The organism is Pantoea piersonii (assembly GCF_003612015.1).
Classification (GTDB): domain Bacteria; phylum Pseudomonadota; class Gammaproteobacteria; order Enterobacterales; family Enterobacteriaceae; genus Pantoea; species Pantoea piersonii.
Genome location: NZ_RARB01000005.1, coordinates 279,141 through 296,892, shown reverse-complemented (window position 1 = coordinate 296,892; position 17,752 = coordinate 279,141). Strand labels below are relative to the sequence as shown.

At 58.6% G+C, this 17,752-nt stretch carries 14 protein-coding genes; 11 read left to right on the top strand and 3 right to left on the bottom strand.

Annotation, left to right across the window (positions count from 1 at the left end; genetic code table 11):
- Window position 1: 1 nt before the first annotated feature.
- The 7 genes from D7S44_RS15595 (at window position 2) to D7S44_RS15565 (ending at window position 9,724) form a co-directional block, all read left to right on the top strand.
- Window positions 2-3,736: a nitrate reductase subunit alpha gene (locus tag D7S44_RS15595; protein WP_120456386.1), complete on the top strand. Its 3,735-nt coding sequence runs from the start codon at window positions 2-4 to the stop codon at window positions 3,734-3,736.
- Window positions 3,733-5,268 carry a nitrate reductase subunit beta gene (narH, locus tag D7S44_RS15590; RefSeq protein ID WP_120456384.1) on the top strand — a complete coding sequence of 512 codons (1,536 nt, stop codon included), beginning with the start codon at window positions 3,733-3,735 and terminating at the stop codon, window positions 5,266-5,268. The genes D7S44_RS15595 and narH overlap by 4 nt, the downstream gene beginning before the upstream one ends.
- Window positions 5,268-5,957, top strand: coding sequence for a nitrate reductase molybdenum cofactor assembly chaperone (narJ, locus tag D7S44_RS15585; RefSeq protein WP_120456383.1), 690 nt, complete (start codon window positions 5,268-5,270; stop codon window positions 5,955-5,957). The genes narH and narJ overlap by 1 nt, the downstream gene beginning before the upstream one ends.
- Window positions 5,954-6,634, top strand: coding sequence for a respiratory nitrate reductase subunit gamma (narI, locus tag D7S44_RS15580; protein WP_167456978.1), 681 nt, complete (start codon window positions 5,954-5,956; stop codon window positions 6,632-6,634). Before narJ ends, narI begins: the two co-directional genes overlap by 4 nt.
- Window positions 6,635-6,855: 221 nt before the next feature.
- A complete protein-coding gene (locus tag D7S44_RS15575) occupies window positions 6,856-7,599 on the top strand; it encodes a YoaK family protein (RefSeq protein ID WP_120456379.1) in 744 nt (247 codons plus the stop codon).
- Window positions 7,600-7,753: 154 nt separating this feature from the next.
- Window positions 7,754-8,155 carry an SRPBCC domain-containing protein gene (locus D7S44_RS15570; RefSeq protein WP_120456378.1) on the top strand — a complete coding sequence of 134 codons (402 nt, stop codon included), beginning with the start codon at window positions 7,754-7,756 and terminating at the stop codon, window positions 8,153-8,155.
- A gap of 12 nt (window positions 8,156-8,167) precedes the next feature.
- On the top strand, window positions 8,168-9,724 hold the full coding sequence (locus D7S44_RS15565) for a UbiD family decarboxylase (protein ID WP_120456376.1): 1,557 nt from the start codon (window positions 8,168-8,170) through the stop codon (window positions 9,722-9,724).
- Between the two features lie 62 nt (window positions 9,725-9,786).
- On the opposite strand, the gene D7S44_RS15560 is transcribed toward D7S44_RS15565, so the two are convergent.
- The 3 genes from D7S44_RS15560 to D7S44_RS15550 form a co-directional block, all read right to left on the bottom strand.
- Entirely contained in the window at window positions 9,787-11,253 is a 1,467-nt protein-coding gene (locus D7S44_RS15560; RefSeq protein ID WP_120456374.1) for a pyridoxal phosphate-dependent decarboxylase family protein, read from the bottom strand.
- A gap of 16 nt (window positions 11,254-11,269) precedes the next feature.
- Window positions 11,270-12,652: a diaminobutyrate--2-oxoglutarate transaminase gene (locus D7S44_RS15555; RefSeq protein WP_120456372.1), complete on the bottom strand. Its 1,383-nt coding sequence runs from the start codon at window positions 12,650-12,652 to the stop codon at window positions 11,270-11,272.
- A gap of 442 nt (window positions 12,653-13,094) precedes the next feature.
- A complete protein-coding gene (locus tag D7S44_RS15550) occupies window positions 13,095-13,979 on the bottom strand; it encodes a LysR substrate-binding domain-containing protein (protein WP_120456371.1) in 885 nt (294 codons plus the stop codon).
- A gap of 98 nt (window positions 13,980-14,077) precedes the next feature.
- On the opposite strand from D7S44_RS15550, the gene D7S44_RS15545 reads away from it, so the two are divergent.
- From D7S44_RS15545 to D7S44_RS15530, 4 genes are all read left to right on the top strand, one after another.
- Window positions 14,078-14,410, top strand: a complete 333-nt coding sequence (locus D7S44_RS15545) for a carboxymuconolactone decarboxylase family protein (protein WP_120456369.1) — start codon at window positions 14,078-14,080, stop codon at window positions 14,408-14,410.
- On the top strand, window positions 14,401-14,790 hold the full coding sequence (locus tag D7S44_RS15540; protein WP_120456368.1) for a tautomerase family protein: 390 nt from the start codon (window positions 14,401-14,403) through the stop codon (window positions 14,788-14,790). Before D7S44_RS15545 ends, D7S44_RS15540 begins: the two co-directional genes overlap by 10 nt.
- Complete coding sequence (locus D7S44_RS15535) at window positions 14,787-15,314, top strand: DUF4865 family protein (RefSeq protein ID WP_120456366.1); 528 nt, start codon at window positions 14,787-14,789, stop codon at window positions 15,312-15,314. Before D7S44_RS15540 ends, D7S44_RS15535 begins: the two co-directional genes overlap by 4 nt.
- Before the next feature lie 93 nt (window positions 15,315-15,407).
- A complete protein-coding gene (locus D7S44_RS15530; RefSeq protein WP_120456365.1) occupies window positions 15,408-17,732 on the top strand; it encodes an FdhF/YdeP family oxidoreductase in 2,325 nt (774 codons plus the stop codon).
- The last annotated feature ends 20 nt before the right edge of the window (window positions 17,733-17,752 follow it).

The window sequence follows — 17,752 nt, the reverse complement described above, 5'->3', positions numbered from 1 at the left end:
AATGAGCAAACTTCTCGACCGCTTCCGCTATTTCAAACAGAAAGGCGACAGCTTCGCAGAGGGGCACGGTCAGGTCTATAACACCAACCGTGACTGGGAAGACAGTTACCGGCAGCGCTGGCAATATGACAAAATCGTACGCTCGACGCATGGCGTTAACTGCACCGGCTCCTGCAGCTGGAAAATCTACGTCAAAAACGGCTTAGTCACCTGGGAAACGCAGCAGACCGACTACCCGCGTACGCGCCCCGATCTGCCCAACCACGAGCCGCGCGGCTGCCCACGCGGCGCCAGCTACTCCTGGTACCTCTACAGCGCCAACCGGCTGAAATATCCGCTGGTGCGCAAGGTGCTGCTGGAGATGTGGCGCGAGTCGCTGGCGCAGCACAGCGACCCGGTCGATGCCTGGAACGCCATTATGGCGGACAGCGAAAAGAGCAAAATCTATAAATCGCAGCGCGGCCGCGGCGGTTTCGTGCGCGCCAGCTGGAAAGAGCTGAACCCGCTGATTGCCGCCGCCAATATCTGGACCATCAAACATTATGGTCCAGACCGCATTGCGGGCTTCTCGCCGATACCGGCCATGTCGATGGTCTCCTATGCGGCAGGGACGCGCTATCTGTCGCTGATTGGCGGAACCTGCCTGAGCTTCTACGACTGGTATTGCGACCTGCCGCCGGCGTCGCCCATGACCTGGGGCGAACAGACCGACGTGCCTGAATCCGCCGACTGGTACAACTCTAACTACATTATTGCCTGGGGCTCCAACGTGCCGCAGACGCGCACGCCGGACGCCCACTTCTTTACCGAGGTGCGTTACAAAGGCACCAAAACGGTTGCTATCACGCCTGACTATTCAGAAGTCGCCAAGCTGTGCGATCAGTGGCTGGCGCCGAAGCAGGGTACCGACAGCGCGCTGGCGATGGCGATGGGCCACGTTATCCTGAACGAGTTCCACCTGAAAAACCCCAGCGACTACTTCCTCAGCTACGCGCGTCGCTACACCGATATGCCGATGCTGGTACTGCTGGAACCGCGCGAAGATGGCAGCTATGTACCCGGACGCCAGCTGCGCGCGGCGGATCTCGCCGACAGCCTCGGCGAAGAGAACAACCCGCAGTGGAAAACCGTGGCCTGTAACCAGGAGGGCGATCTGGTTGTGCCGAATGGTTCGATCGGTTTCCGCTGGGGCGAAAAGGGCAAATGGAACCTTGAGCCGAAAGCGGCGGGTACGGCGATTGAGCTTACCCTCTCGCTGCTCGATCGGCGCGATGCGGTGATGGACGTCGCTTTCCCTTACTTCGGCGGCATCGAAAACCCGCATTTCCGCCATGTGAAACAGGATGAAGTGCTGCTGCATAAAGTGCCGGTCAAAATCCTGACGCTGGCCGATGGACGCCAGCTGCCGGTCGCCTCGGTCTATGATTTGACGCTGGCCCATTACGGCCTGGATCGCGGCCTTGACGACGTTAACTGCGCGCGCGACTACAACGACGTGCGCGCCTATTCGCCCGCCTGGGCGGAACAGATTTGCGGCGTGCCGCGCAGCCAGATTGAAAAAATCGCGCGCGAGTTCGGCGAGACGGCGCACAAAACGCACGGACGCTCAATGATCATCGTCGGTGCTGGCATGAACCACTGGTATCACATGGACATGAACTACCGGGGGCTGATCAACATGCTGGTGTTCTGCGGCTGCGTCGGTCAGACCGGCGGCGGCTGGGCACACTATGTCGGCCAGGAGAAACTGCGCCCGCAAACCGGCTGGACGCCGCTGGCGTTCGCGCTTGACTGGAACCGTCCGCCGCGCCAGATGAACAGCACCTCGTTCTTCTATAACCACGCCAGTCAGTGGCGCTTCGAGAAGCTGCAGGTCAGCGAACTGCTGTCGCCGCTCGCCGACGCCAGCCAGTTCAGCGGCCAGCTGATTGACTTCAACGTGCGCGCCGAACGTATGGGCTGGCTGCCATCCTCGCCGCAGCTTGGCATCAACCCGCTGCGCATCGCCGAAGAGGCGAAACGCGCCGGGCAGTCTGAACAGGCGTGGACCGTCGAGGCGTTGAAGTCCGGCAAGCTGCGTATGGCGTGCGAAGATCCTGACAACGGCAACAACCATCCGCGCAATATGTTTATCTGGCGCTCAAACCTGCTCGGATCCTCGGGTAAAGGCCATGAGTATATGCTGCGCTATCTGCTCGGCACCGAGAGCGGCATTCAGGGCGAGCCGCTGAGCGATGAGGATGAGCGCCCGGAAGAGCTGGAGTGGCGCAGCGCCGCGCTGGAAGGCAAGCTCGATCTGTTAGTCACGCTCGATTTCCGTATGTCCAGCACCTGTCTCTTCTCCGATATCGTGCTGCCTACCGCCACCTGGTACGAGAAAGACGACATGAATACCTCGGATATGCATCCGTTTATTCATCCTCTTTCCGCCGCGGTCGATCCCGCCTGGGAATCGAAAAGCGACTGGGAAATCTATAAAGGCATCGCGAAAACCTTCTCGGAACTTTGCGTCGGCCATCTTGGCGAAGAGACCGACGTGGTGCTGCAACCGCTGCAGCACGACTCCCCCGGCGAGCTGGCGGCAGGCGAGGTGCGCGACTGGAAAAAAGGCGAATGTGATTTGATCCCCGGTCAGACCGCGCCGCAGATTATCAGCGTGCAGCGCGACTATCCCGCCGTCTATGAACGCTTTACCTCTGTCGGGCCGCTGCTGGAAAAACTGGGCAACGGCGGCAAAGGCATCAGCTGGAACACCGATAAGGAAGTCGATCTGCTGCGCCGTCTCAACTACACCAAAGCGGACGGCGTCGCCAAAGGCCAGCCGATGATCAACAGCGCTATCGACGCCGCCGAGGTGATTTTAACCCTGGCGCCGGAAACCAACGGCCAGGTAGCGGTTAAAGCCTGGCAGGCGCTGGGCGAGTTTACCGGCCGCGACCATACCCATCTGGCGCAGCCGAAAGAGGAAGAGAAGATCCGCTTCCGCGATATTCAGGCGCAGCCGCGCAAAATCATCTCCAGCCCGACCTGGTCAGGCCTGGAAGATGAGCATGTCTCTTACAACGCCGGTTACACCAATGTGCATGAGCTGATCCCATGGCGCACGCTCTCTGGCCGCCAGCAGCTTTATCAGGATCACCCGTGGATGCGCGCCTTCGGCGAAGCGTTCTGCGCCTACCGTCCGCCGGTCGATACGCGCAGCGTGCAGAACCTGGGTCATATCCCCTCTAACGGCTTCCCGGAGAAGGCGCTCAACTTCCTGACGCCGCACCAGAAATGGGGCATTCACTCCACCTACAGCGAAAACCTGCTGATGCTGACCCTGTCACGCGGCGGCCCTATTGTCTGGATGAGTGAAACGGATGCGAAAGAGCTGGGCATTGAGGATAACGACTGGATCGAGGTGTTCAACGCTAACGGTGCGCTGACGGCGCGTGCGGTGGTCAGCCAGCGCGTCCCGGCGGGCATGACCATGATGTATCACGCGCAGGAGCGCCTGATGAATATCCCGGGTTCGGAAGTGACCGGCCAGCGCGGCGGTATTCATAACTCCGTGACGCGCGTCTGCCCGAAACCGACCCATATGATCGGCGGCTACGCCCAGCTGGCTTACGGCTTTAACTATTACGGCACCGTCGGCTCCAACCGCGACGAATTTATTATGGTGCGCAAGATGAACAAGGTGAACTGGCTGGATGATGAAGGCCGCGATCAGGTACAGGAGGCGACAAAATGAAAATCCGCTCTCAGGTCGGCATGGTGTTAAATCTCGATAAGTGCATCGGCTGTCATACCTGCTCCGTCACCTGTAAAAACGTCTGGACCAGCCGCGAAGGGATGGAATACGCCTGGTTCAATAACGTGGAAACGAAACCTGGCGTCGGCTATCCCCACGCCTGGGAAGATCAGGAAAAATGGCGCGGCGGCTGGATCCGCAACATTAAAGGCCGTCTGGAGCCGCGCCTCGGCAACCGCTCCTCGATACTGATGAAAATCTTCGCCAATCCGGTGGTGCCGGGCATTGACGATTACTACGAGCCGTTTACCTTCGACTACCAGCATCTGCACACCGCCAAAGCGGGCAAAAGCCAGCCGACGGCGCGCCCGCGCTCGCTGATTAGCGGGCAGCGCATGGACAAAATCCACGGCGGCCCGAACTGGGAAGAGATCCTCGGCGGCGAGTTCAGCAAGCGTTCGGCGGATAAAAACTTCGATGCGATGCAGAAGGAGATGTACGGACAGTTCGAAAACACCTTCATGATGTATCTGCCGCGCCTGTGTGAACACTGCCTGAATCCCGCCTGCGCGGCAACCTGTCCGAGCGGCGCGATCTACAAGCGCGAAGAGGACGGCATTGTGCTGATCGACCAGGACAAATGCCGCGGCTGGCGTCTGTGCGTCAGCGGCTGCCCCTATAAAAAGATCTACTTCAACTGGAAGAGCGGCAAGTCGGAAAAATGCATCTTCTGCTATCCGCGCATTGAGTCGGGTATGCCGACCGTCTGCTCGGAAACCTGCGTCGGCCGCATTCGCTATCTCGGTGTGCTGCTGTATGACGCCGACAAGATCGCCGAAGCAGCCAGCACCGAGCACGCAACCGATCTTTACGAACGTCAGTGCGACGTCTTCCTCGATCCCAACGATCCGCAGGTGATCGAAGAGGCGCTGAAGCAGGGCATCCCGCAAAACGTTATTGATGCCGCGCAGGCGTCGCCGGTGTGGAAGCTGGCGATGGACTGGAAACTGGCGCTGCCGCTGCACCCTGAATATCGCACGCTGCCGATGGTCTGGTATGTGCCGCCGCTGTCGCCGATCCAGTCAGTGGTAGATGCGGGCGGACTGGTATCGCAGAGCAGCGTGCTGCCGGACGTCGAAAGCCTGCGTATTCCGGTGCAGTATCTCGCCAACCTGCTGACTGCTGGCGATACCGCGCCGGTGCTGCGCGCCCTGAAGCGCATGATGGCGATGCGTCACTACAAACGCGCGCAGAGCGTGGAAGGCGTGACCGACACGCGCGCCATTGAAGAGGTGGGCCTGAGCGAGGCGCAGGTAGAAGAGATGTATCGCTATCTGGCGATCGCTAACTACGAAGACCGCTTCGTGATCCCCACCAGCCATCGCGAACTGGCGCGCGAAGCTTTCCCGGAGCGCAACGGCTGCGGCTTTACCTTTGGCGACGGCTGCCACGGCAGCGACACCAAATTCAACCTGTTCAACAGCCGTCGTATTGACGCGATCAATATCGGCGATAAAGCGGGAGGCGAATAATGGTGCTGATTAAAGTTGTCGCCCTGCTGCTGGAGTATCCCGACGAGGCGCTCTGGCCGTTGCAGGACGACGTTCGCGAACCGGTCAGCGCGCAGGATCCGGCGCTGCTGCCCTTTATTGACCGCTACTTCGCCACGCCGCCGCTGGATATGCAGGCGGAATGGTGCGCGCTGTTCGAACGCGGCCGCGCAACCTCGCTGCTGCTGTTTGAGCATGTGCATGCAGAGTCGCGCGATCGCGGTCAGGCGATGGTCGATCTGATGGCGCAGTATGAGCGCGCCGGACTGGAGCTGGACTGCCGCGAACTGCCGGATTACCTGCCGCTCTATCTGGAGTATCTCAGCCTGCAGCCGGAGGCTGAGGCGCAGCAGGGACTGCTGGATGTCGCGCCAATCCTGGCGCTGATCGGCGGGCGCCTGAAAGAGCGCGGCAGCGACTTCAGCGCCTTATTCGATACGCTGCTGAAGGTGGCGAACAGCCCGCTGAGCAGCGAAAGCGTGGCGGCTCAGGTCGCCAGCGAGACGCGTGACGATACGCCCGCCGCGATGGATGCGGTCTGGGAAGAGGAGCAGGTGAAGTTTATCGATAACAACGCCTGCGACAGCTCGGCGCAACAGCAACATCAGCGGCGCTTTCGCGACGAAACCGCGCCGCAATATCTTGATCTCTCCGCTGGAGGAACAGCCTGATGCACTATTTAAATGTGTTGTTCTTTGATATTTACCCTTATCTGTGCGGCACCATCTTCCTTGTCGGAAGCTGGCTGCGTTATGACTACGGTCAGTACACCTGGCGCGCCTCATCCAGCCAGATGCTGGATAAAAAGGGCATGCGCTTCGCCTCGAACGTATTTCATATCGGCATTCTTGGCATCTTCTTCGGCCACCTGTTTGGCCTGCTGACGCCGCACTGGATGTATGAGCCGTTCCTCGCTATCGCCACCAAGCAGAAAATCGCCATGGGCGCAGGCGGCGTCTTCGGCATCATGACGCTGGTGGGCGGTTTCCTGCTGCTGAAACGTCGTCTGCTTAACCCGCGCATCCGCGCCACCTCAACACGCGCCGATATCGTCATCATCGGTATTCTGGTGGTGCAGTGCACGCTGGGCCTGACCTCGATCCTCTTCTCCATGCAGCATCTCGACGGCGTGGGCATGATGAAGCTGGTCGGCTGGGCGCAGGCGATCGTGACCTTCCAGGGCAACGCCTCGCACTGGCTGGATGGGGTAGAGTGGATTTACCGCGTACACCTGATCCTCGGTATGACGATCTTCCTGGTGTTTCCCTTCACGCGTCTGGTTCACGTCTGGAGCGCGCCGGTGGAATACCTCACGCGTCGGTATCAGGTGGTAAGAGCCCGCCGCTAAGCGTTACCCTCAGCGCCAGCCATTCCTGCGGCTGGCGCACTATTGCTCCCGCCGCTGATTGACTTTTTCTTAACGCTGTCGCGCCTTTACAGTAACTGAGATAACGCCGTTTTATTGAAGTTAACTAACGTTTTTATTCACTCCTTTTAGTTTCACGCTGCGACAAGGATCGCTTCCCTCCCTACGCTTAATCTCAGGCATTAATAAAAGGTGAAGCGTGCATGTTAATAAAAATGAAGCGAGAGCGATCGCATACTGAAGACCGTTATCTTGCTGTCTGGCTGGCGACGGCGGCCGGTTTGCTGAATGCCATGGCGTTGGGCGCATTTGGTTTTTTTCCTTCACATATGTCGGGCAATACGTCGCAGCTCTCCAGCGAAGTGAATAACAGCGATCTGCGCGACCTTACTTTTCTCGGCTGCCTGTTGCTTGCCTTTGTCGCGGGTGCGGTAACGGCGCGACTGGCGGTTATCGCTGGCCTTAAACACAATCTGCGCACCATATTTTGTCAGGTGCTGACGGTGGAAGGCGTTGCGCTGCTGTCTCTGTCGCTGTTCGAAATCTTTTTCTACTCCTCCGGCAATAACCGGGAAATACTGGTGCTGCTGGGTTTTCTGATGGGCGTACATAACGCCACTTCGACGCAATTATCTAACGGGCGCGTGCGCGCCACTCACATTACCGGCACCCTGACCGATGCGGGCATCTCGCTGGCGTCTGTGCTCAGCGCCATGCTGCGACGCGATCCGTCGAAAAACGCGCATGCGCAAAAGAAGCAGTTAAAAACGCATCTGACGACGATCTTTTCGTTTCTGGGCGGCGGCATCGCCGGGCTCTGGCTGTTTCGGCTGGCGGGGTTTCACGCCATGGCTGCGCTGGGCGCGATCCTTATTCTGCTGGCGCTGGCCTCTATGGCGCTGACCCTGATGAAAGTGAGAGGAACCGCTTTCGCTGTAAGACGCTGATCATTCCAGGTGAATAAGCCGGTAAGCGTACATCAGGAATTTTGTTACATATCAAAACGTAACTCTGACGGACGCGGCTGATGACCTGCCTATACTTTCATCAGTTGTGCTCCCTGCTTACCGGCCCGCCAGGGCCTCATCCTGCGAGGTTATTATGATCACGCTTCATCATGCGATTAAGATCGCCGCGCCGCGCCCGGCGGTGTTCTCCGCACTGACCGATATCGAACAGATGGCCGCCTGGCATGCAGGTGAAATCGAAGGGGAAATTGCCGCAGGTAAAATCCTGACGCTGCGGCCGAAACCGGAAACCCACTTTAGCTGGCGTACAGAGACGCTTGAGCAAGACAAACGCATTGTTCAGACCTCGCTGATTGAAACCGACAGCCACGCCGGGAAAACCCTCTCTTTTCAGCTCTCCGATCTTGAGGATGGCCGCACGCTGGTTGCGCTCACGCATGGCGAATGGGCCGTGGACGATCCGCACCTGCCGTTTTGCAACACCTACTGGGGAGAAGTGCTGTTTCAGCTGAAAACGTATCTGGAAACCGCTTAAGGAGAAGCTGCTATGCCACAGAAAAAACCCGCCACCTGGCGGCTGGTCAAACCCGGCGAATCGCATCCGCAGGGCTGGCATGTTCCGCCGGTTAACGATCTGCGCTCCGCTATTGAACTGCTTAAAACCCTGCCGGGTCACTACATTGAAACCGATCGCGAGGTCGATCCGAACGCTGAACTGGCGGGCGTTTATCGCTATATCGGCGCAGGCGGTACCGTGATGCGCCCGACGCGCATCGGCCCGGCGATGACGTTCAATAAGATTAAAGGCTTTCCCGACGCGCGTGTACTGGTGGGATTGATGGCGAGCCGCGAGCGTGTCAGCGCGCTGCTGGGCGCGCCGGTGCGCGAACTGGGTATACAGATGGCGGAAGCGCGTAAGAACGTGACGCCGCCGGTGATGGTCGATAAAGCCCAGGCGCCCTGTCAGGAGGTGGTTTATCGTGCCGACGATGCGGGTTTCGATCTGCGCAAGATCCTGCCCGCGCCAACCAATACCAGCGAAGACGCTGGCCCCTTTTTCTGCCTGGGGCTAGTGCTCGGCAGCGATCCTGACGATCGCGATAACGCAGACGTCACCATTCATCGCCTCTGCGTACAGAGCAAAGATGAGCTCTCTATTTTCTTCGCGCCGGGGCGTCATATCGACGCTTTCCGTCAGAAAGCGGAGGCGGCAGGCAAACCGCTGCCGGTGTCGATCAATATGGGGCTCGATCCGGCTATCTACATCGGCGCGGAGTTCGAAGCGCCGACCACACCGTTCGGTTTCAACGAGCTGTGCGTAGCGGGCGGCCTGCGCGGCAAGCCGGTGGAGTTGGTAGAGTGTCTGAGCGTTAATCAGCGGGCGATTGCGCGCGCTGAGGTGGTGATTGAAGGGGAGATCCTGCCGGGCGTGCGCGTTAAAGAGGATCAAAACAGTCATACCGGCAAGGCGATGCCGGAATTCCCCGGCTACACCGGCGAAGCCAATCCCGCGCTGCCGGTTATCAAAGTGAAGGCGATCACCACGCGGCGCAACCCCATCCTGCAAACGCTGGTAGGGCCGGGCGAAGAGCACGTCAGCCTGGCGGGGATCCCCACCGAGGCGAGCATCCATATTGAATGCGAAGACGCGCTGCCGGGACTGGTGAAAAACGTCTATGCCCATAGCGCAGGCGGCGGGAAGTTCCTGGCGGTACTGCAGGTGCAAAAACGCAACGCAGGGGATGACGGCATGACGCGGCAGGCGGCGCTGATTGCGCTGGCGGTCTATCGAGAGTTAAAAAACGTGATTCTGGTGGATGAGGATGTCGATCTCTTCGACACCGATGACGTGCTCTGGGCGATGCAGACGCGCTATGTTGGCGATCTCGATACCCTGTTTGTGCCGGGCGTCGCGGGCCATGTTCTCGATCCGTCGCAGCAGCCGTTCTACGATCCGCGCCTGACGGCAAAAGGTACCACCAGCAAAACTATCTTCGACTGCACGGTGCCTTATCACCTGAAAGAGCACTTTATCCGCGCGCAGTTTAAAGAGGTCGATCCCAGTTTATGGGCGCCTGAGCTGTTCGGTAAGCCGAAGGAGTAAACCCGGGGCAATAAAAAAGCCGGTAATTTTCATTACCGGCTTTCGCTTTCAGCGTCTGGCGGTTAGCCCACCAGCGGCTTCGCGGTTTTCTCCACCAGCGCCAGCAGGACTTTAACATCCTCCAGCGTCACGGTCGGGTTAAGCAGCGTCAGCTTCAGGCAGGTTACGCCGTTGTGCTCGGTGACGCCAACGTTGGCGCGGCCCGATTCCAGCAGCGCGTCGCCGATACGCTGGTTAAGCAGCGCGGTTTCGGCGAGATCGCGGCAGCCCGTTTCCGGGTGGAAGCGGAACAGCACGCTCGCCAGCTGCGGCTTCATTACCAGCTCCAGCAGCGGATGCGCGCTGATATATTTCGCGACCTGCTGTGCCAGCGTAACGCCGTGATCGATGATCGCCGCGTACTGCTTCTGTCCCAGCGCTTCCAGACCCATCCACAGTTTCAGCGCGTCGAAACGGCGCGTGGTCTGCAGAGATTTAGAAACCAGGTTCGGCACGCCCGCCTCTTCGTCGAACTCAGAGTTGAGGTAGGCAGCCTGATAGCGCATCAGCTCGTAGTTCGCCGCATCTTTCAGCAGGAACGCGCCGCAGCTAATGGTCTGGAAATACTGCTTGTGGAAGTCGAGCGTAACGGAGTCCACCAGCTCGAGGCCGTCCAGATAGTCACGGTATTTTTCCGACAGCAGCAGCGCGCCGCCCCAGGCCGCATCGACGTGTACCCAGATATTATTCTGGGCCGCCAGCGCGGCGATGTCACGCAGCGGGTCGATCGCGCCGGCATCGGTGGTGCCTGCGGTGGCGACAATCGCCAGGATCTGTTCGCCGTTGGCTTTCGCCTGGGCGATTTTTTCCGCCAGATCGGTGACGTCCATACGGGCGTATTCGTCAGTTTTCACCTGGGTGACGCACTGGTAACCCAGGCCGAGCAGCGCCATATTCTTCTGTACGGAGAAGTGGGCGTTTTCGGAACAGAACACCTTCAGCTTGCGCAGGTCGCCAACCAGGCCATCCTGCTGCACAGAGTGGCCCTGACGCGCGAAAAAGGCGTCGCGCGCCAGCATCAGGCCCATCAGGTTGCTCTGGGTGCCGCCGCTGGTGAACACGCCCGCATCGCCCGCTTCATAGCCGACCTGGGCGCGCAGCCACTCGATCAGCTTCATCTCAATGATGGTGGCCGACGGGCTCTGGTCCCAGGAGTCCATGCTCTGGTTGGTGGCGTTGATCAGCACTTCCGCCGCCTGGCTGACAACCAGGCTCGGGCAGTGCAGGTGCGCCACGCACTGCGGATGATGTACCGCCAGGCTGTCTTTCAGGAAGAACTCGACCGCGCGCTCGATGGCGGCCTGGTTGCCCAGGCCGGTCGGGTTGAAGTCCAGCGCGATACGCTCACGCAGTTCAGCGACGGTTTTACCCTGATACATCTCAGGCTGCTTCAGCCACTCGACGACCGCTTTGCTGCTCTGCTCAATCACCTGCTGGTAGGCTTCGATGCTCTGCGCCGAACCCGCGAGGATCGGATTTAATTCAGACATTTTAATCCCGCTCCACTTAAACCGGCTGAACGCCAGCGGCCAGCAGCGCCTGCTCGAACTTGTCGAGGAACACTTCCAGCTCCTGATTGGTAATCAGCAGGGAAGGCAGCAGACGCAGCACGCAGCCGTGACGACCACCGCGCTCAAGGATCAGACCAGATTCGAAGCATTTCTTCTGCAGCAGCGCAGAGAGGTCGCCATCTGCCGGATAGCAGCCCAGCTGATCTTTGGCTTCGTTCGGCTTAACGATCTCAATACCGATCATCAGACCCAGACCGCGGACGTGACCGATAACCGGGAAACGCTTCTGCATTTCGGCCAGTTTGCCTTTCAGCCACTCGCCTTGCTGCGCCACTTTATCCGCGATGTTCTGCTCTTTAAGGATCTTCAGCGTGGTCAGGCCGGTCGCCATCGCCAGCTGGTTGCCGCGGAACGTACCGGTATGGTGGCCGGGCGCCCAGGCGTCGAACTGCTTTTTAATGCCGAGTACGGCCAGCGGCAGGCCGCCGCCGACAGCTTTAGACATCACGATGATATCGGGCTGAATGCCTGCGTGTTCGAAAGCGAAGAACTTACCGGTACGCGCGAAGCCCGCCTGCACTTCGTCGATGATCAGCAGAATGCCGTGTTCTTCGGTCACTTTGCGGATGCGCTGCAGCCACTCGGCCGGTGCCGGGTTCACGCCGCCTTCGCCCTGAACGGCTTCCAGAATCACCGCCGCAGGTTTGCGCACGCCGCTTTCAACGTCGTTGATCAGGTTTTCGAAGTAGTAGGTCAGCGCTTTCACGCCCGCTTCGCCGCCAATGCCCAGCGGGCAGCGGTAGAGGTGCGGATAAGGCATAAACTGCACTTCCGGCATCATGCCGTTTACCGCTTCTTTCGGCGACAGGTTGCCCGTTACCGAGAGCGCGCCGTGAGTCATACCGTGGTAACCGCCAGAGAAAGCGATCACGCCGGAACGGCCGGTCGCTTTTTTCGCCAGCTTGATCGCCGCTTCAACGGCGTCTGCGCCGGACGGGCCGGTAAACTGCAGCTTGTACTCTTTACCCTGACCTGGCAGCAGCGACAGCAGGTATTCAGAGAACGCATCTTTTAACGGCGTTGTCAGATCGAGAGTATGTAACGGCAAGCCGCTGGTAATGACATTTTGGATGCTCTGCAATACGTCAGGATGATTATGACCCAGCGCCAGCGTACCCGCGCCTGCCAGGCAGTCGAGGTACTCTTTATTGTCGGCGTCGGTAATCCATACGCCTTTAGCCTGGGTAATCGCTAACGGTAACTTGCGGGGATAACTTCTGACGTTTGATTCGAACTCAGCCTGACGGGCCAAATAGGTTTCATTGTTTGCGTTTGAAGTGGCATCTAAAGAATCAATACGGACTTTATCCGTCATCATATCTCTCCTACAACCGAGGCAATCGCGTGTGCCGCAGTTGAATAAATGTAAAAAAACGGGTTACCTGATTTTAGGCGCGGCCAATATAGAGCTTTTGCGATTCGGGCTCAATCTTTTATTTTGTTTAGATTTGTTTGCGCTTATTTAAAAACAATCGTTTCTGAGGCCGTCGCCAACAGGGAAAGCATGCGCGAGCCTGATGACGCCTGTGTTAAAGCGATGTGACGGCGTAGCGTTCAGCGGGTTTTCAGCCACGGTAAAAAAGCGTAACCGAAGAAGAAACAGGCAATTAAACGCCCTTTTTGTTGATGTTATAAACAAAAGAGCCGCTGAAAATTATCACTACGTAAATTAAACTGCTGCGCAAAGGTTAAGTTATATAAAAGGCTTAACCTTACGTGCGGGAAACATATTTAAACCAAATTGTTTGCGTAAGGAAACTTTAACGCAGCAGCGAAGGAACCAGCGCGGCGTAAACGGAATCGTGCAGCACGCGTTGCGCTTCAGAAGTCAGACTGTGGTTTTGCCACAAAGTAATACCGATACGACCCGCCGCAGGCAAAGGCGCCTCGACGATCTGCAGATTACGCGGCAGGCCGATGGGCGATCGCAGCGTAATGCCCAGACCAGCCTGAACGGCCGCCCAGATACCGCTGAGGCTCGGGCTGGTAAAGACGATGCGCCACGCGATGCCGGCGCGATCCAGCGCGGCGATGGCGCGGGTGCGCATCTGACAGGGCGCATCAAACATCACCAGCGGTAAAGGTTCACCGCTCGCCAGCAGCGCCTTTACCTCCATCTGCGACGAGGCGATCCACACCAGCGGACACTCTCCTAAAAATTCACTCTCCGCGAGCGCCTCTTCAGGCTGCCACAGCAGCGCGATATCCACCTGTTTCTCTGTCGCCGCCTGGCGCAGCGCGCGGTTGCGGTCAATGCGCGCGGTGATGCTGAGTCCCGGATGCTGACGAGTCAGCTGACTCAACAGTCCTGGCATCAAAGACTCCCCAAAATCCTCCTGCATAGCGATACGCAGTTCGCCTTGCAGCATTTCACCGCGAACGGCGCGCTGCGCTTCGTCATTGAGCGCCAGCAGGCGGCGCGCATAGCTCAGCAACATCTCGCCGCTGGGCGTGAGTGCGAGCTTGCGGCCTTGCTTCACCACCAGCCCGGTGCCGCACTGCATTTCCAGCTTTTTTAGCTGCGCGCTGACGGCGGAAGTTGAGCGGCAGAGCCGCTCGGCAGCCAGCGCGAAACTGCCGTATTCGATGCCCGCTACGAAGCTGCGCAGCGCATCCATATCCAGAGAGAGCGGGATTTTGTTCATAGCGTCCTGAAAATCGGGATGTACGGTTCTGAATAATTCGATTTTCAGGATAGTAGCAGAAGGCGACACTGACGCTGAACAATAAATAAGGAGCGGCAATGAATAAAACACGTGATCGAGACACTCTTACGCAGGTATCGCCAAAGCTGGCTGAAATCACACAAGACCTGCTGTTCGGCGATATCTGGCAGCGAGGCATTCTGACGCCGCGCGAGCGCAGCCTGATTACGCTGGCGTGTCTGGCTGCGCTGGGGCGCGAGAAACAGCTTCCCTGGCATATCCGCTTCGCCGGAGAAAACGGGATAAGCCGTAGCGAAATGAGCGAGGCCTTTACCCATCTGGCTTTCTATGCCGGCTGGCCTGCCGCCGTGACTGCGCTGCACCATTTGTCAAAGGACGAACTGCCAGAGGAGGAAAGCCCATGCCGCTGACCCGCATCACGCTTCATAAGGACGTCAGCGCATCCCGCATCGCGTTGATTTCAGACATCCTGCATAACACGCTGGTGGAGGCTTTCGATGTTCCTGCACAAGATCGCTTTCAGATTGTGGAAAAGCTGCCCGCCGCGCAGCGTATTTATGACAGACACTATCTGAGTGGCACGCGCAGCGACGATTTCATCCTCTTTACGCTGCTGGCCGGGAGGCCGCGTTCGGCGGCGCAAAAGTCCGCCTTCTGCCGCACGCTGGCGCAGCGACTGACGCAGCAGCTGCAAATCGATCCTGACGACATCATGGTGATCATCCAGTTCAACACCGCGAGCGACTGGAGTTTCAGCAACGGCAGAATGCTTTCCCAGGAGGCGCTATGATTTTGATGCAATACCGTTTCACGCTGTCGGCAGACTACGACATGGACATTATTGAGCGGCGCATCGCTGAAAACGGCGCGAAGTTTGATGGCTTCCCCGGCCTGGTATTTAAAGCTTTTCTCTACGCGCGGCGCGACTGTGGCGCAAAAGAGAACCGTTACGCGCCGCTCTATCTCTGGCGCGATCCCGCCGGGATAATGCAGTTTTTACAAAGCCCCGGTTTCGCCAGGCTTGCACAGGATTTTGGCTGGCCAGCCATCCGTACCTGGCTGGGAATGAAAACGCCGCCGATCGAGACGCTGCGTGATGCGCGTTTTGTCACGCTGCGGCCTGTGCCGGTGGCACCCTATAGCGACCTGAGCGCATTGGATCTGGAAGCGGCGCTGGTGGGCTGGGATATTTCGGGCCAGTCATTGCTTCAGGTCGATTTCGCCAGCGAGATGCCAGTAGTGCCGGGCGACCTCTATCGTATCGGCTACCTGGCCTGCGGCAAGCCTGTTATACGAAACGCGGTAACATCCTGAAAGAAAAAATTTAACATCTTTAGCTTTGCTGCCGCCGCAGTCGCAGTCTGCTCGCCTACGCTAAAAAGGTTTAGCACTGGAGAGCAACGTCATATGAAACATCAAAACAGAAATATTGGTATTGCGCCTTATGGCGGTTCGGCAGGGGGCTGGGGCGCGCTGAAAGCGGTAGCGGATGCGATTCGCGGTCAGATGTCGGTTAAGCAGGATGTGATAGCGCTCTTTAAAGTTAACCAGCCGGAAGGATTCGATTGCCCGGGCTGCGCCTGGCCCGACCCACAGCACCGCTCCTCATTTGAATTTTGCGAAAACGGCGCCAAAGCGGTCTCCTGGGAAGCGACCAGCAAGCGCACCACGCCAGAATTTTTCGCTGCCCATACCGTCAGCGAGCTGTGGCATCGCAACGCCTTTGAGCTGGAAGGCGAGGGGCGACTGACGCACCCGATGAAATATGACGCGGCCAGCGATACCTACCAGCCCATTGAATGGGAAACTGCCTTTAACGAAATCGGCGCACTGCTGCGAAGCTATGACGATCCCGACAGCGTCGAATTCTATACCTCGGGCCGCGCTTCCAATGAAGCGGCCTTCCTCTGGCAGCTGTTCGCGCGTGAATATGGCACCAATAACTTCCCCGACTGCTCGAATATGTGTCACGAACCGACCAGCGTCGGGCTGCCGCAATCAATCGGCGTGGGCAAAGGCACCGTCGAGCTGGAAGATTTCGATCACTGCGATTTAGTGCTCTGTATCGGCCATAACCCAGGCACCAACCATCCGCGCATGCTGGCAACGCTGCGCGACGTTTCGAAACGCGGCAAAACGATCGTGGCGATCAATCCGCTGCGCGAGCGCGGCCTTGAGCGTTTTACCTCGCCGCAAAGCCCGATCGAAATGCTGTCGATGGGATCGACGCAGCTGGCGTCCACCTATTATAAAGTTCGCGTCGGCGGCGACGCCGCGATGCTGAAGGGCGTCATGAAGTGCCTGCTGGCGATGCATGAAAAGGCGCTGGCGGCGGGTGAGCCGGGCGTGCTGGATGAAAGTTTCATCAGCGAACATACCGAAGGCTTTGAGGCGCTGAAAGCGGACCTTGAGGCGACCGACTGGTCGCATATCCTGAAAGTCTCCGGCATGGAGCTTGAAGAGATTCAAAATATTGCGCATCTCTACGCCGACGCGGAAAACACCATCATCTGTTACGGCATGGGGATTACCCAGCATCAGTACGGCACGCAAAATGTTCAGCAGATCGCTAACCTGCTGCTGATGCGCGGCAATATCGGCAAGCGCGGCGCAGGTATCTGTCCGTTACGCGGTCACTCCAACGTTCAGGGCGATCGTACCGTCGGCATCACCGAAATCCCGCCGCAGTGGATGCTGGACAATATTGAAAAAGTCTTTGGATTCAAACCGCCGCAGAAGCATGGGCATGGCGCGGTTGCCGCCATCCAGGCGATGCGCGACGGCAAAGCCAAAGCGCTGCTCTGTCTGGGCGGCAACCTGGCGGAGGCGATCTCCGATCCGCAGGTCACGTTCGAGGCGATGCGCAAGCTCGACCTGGTGGTGCATATGGCAACCAAGCTCAATCGTTCGCATCTGCTGCTTGGCAAACATAACTATCTGTTCCCGGTGCTGGGGCGCACCGAAATCGATCGCCAGGCGTCTGGTGAGCAGAGCGTGACGGTAGAGGATTCTATGTCGATGGTGCACGCCTCGCGCGGCACGCTGAAGCCCGCCTCGCCCTATCTGAAATCGGAGCCGGCACTGGTCGCCTCGCTGGCGAAAGCCACCCTGCGCAACTCGCGCGTCGACTGGGATAAGATGATTGGCGACTACAGCTTTATCCGCGACGCTATCGAGGCGGTTATCCCTGGGTTTGACGATTTCAACAACCGCATCATGACGCCGGGCGGCTTCCGCCTGCCGGTGGCGGCCTCGCAGCGTAAATGGCTGACGCCGAGCGGCAAGGCGCAGTTTAAGGTGATGCAGGGGATCAATGAAGATCCGCGCTCGCTGAAGTGCCACGATCTGGTGCTGACGACGCTGCGCAGCCACGATCAGTACAATACTACGCTCTATGGCCTTAACGATCGCTATCGCGGCGTGACCGGTCGTCGCGATGTGCTGTTTATGGCGGCGGACGAAGCGGAAAAACGTCAGTTCCGCGTCGGCGATAAAGTGAATATGGTGGCGCTCGATCCTGAGGGCAACCGCACCGGGCGGCGGCTCGATAACCTTACCGTGGTGGTGTATGACATGGCCCCTGGTTCGGTTGCGGCTTACTACCCGGAAGCCAACGTGATGGTGCCGCTCGACAGCCATGATACCGAGAGCGGTATCCCCGCTTATAAGAGCATTCCGGTCGAGCTGGAGCTGTGCGAAGCGCCTGTCGAGACCTCAGGCGCTCTACGGTAACAATAAAAAGGCCGCGCAAG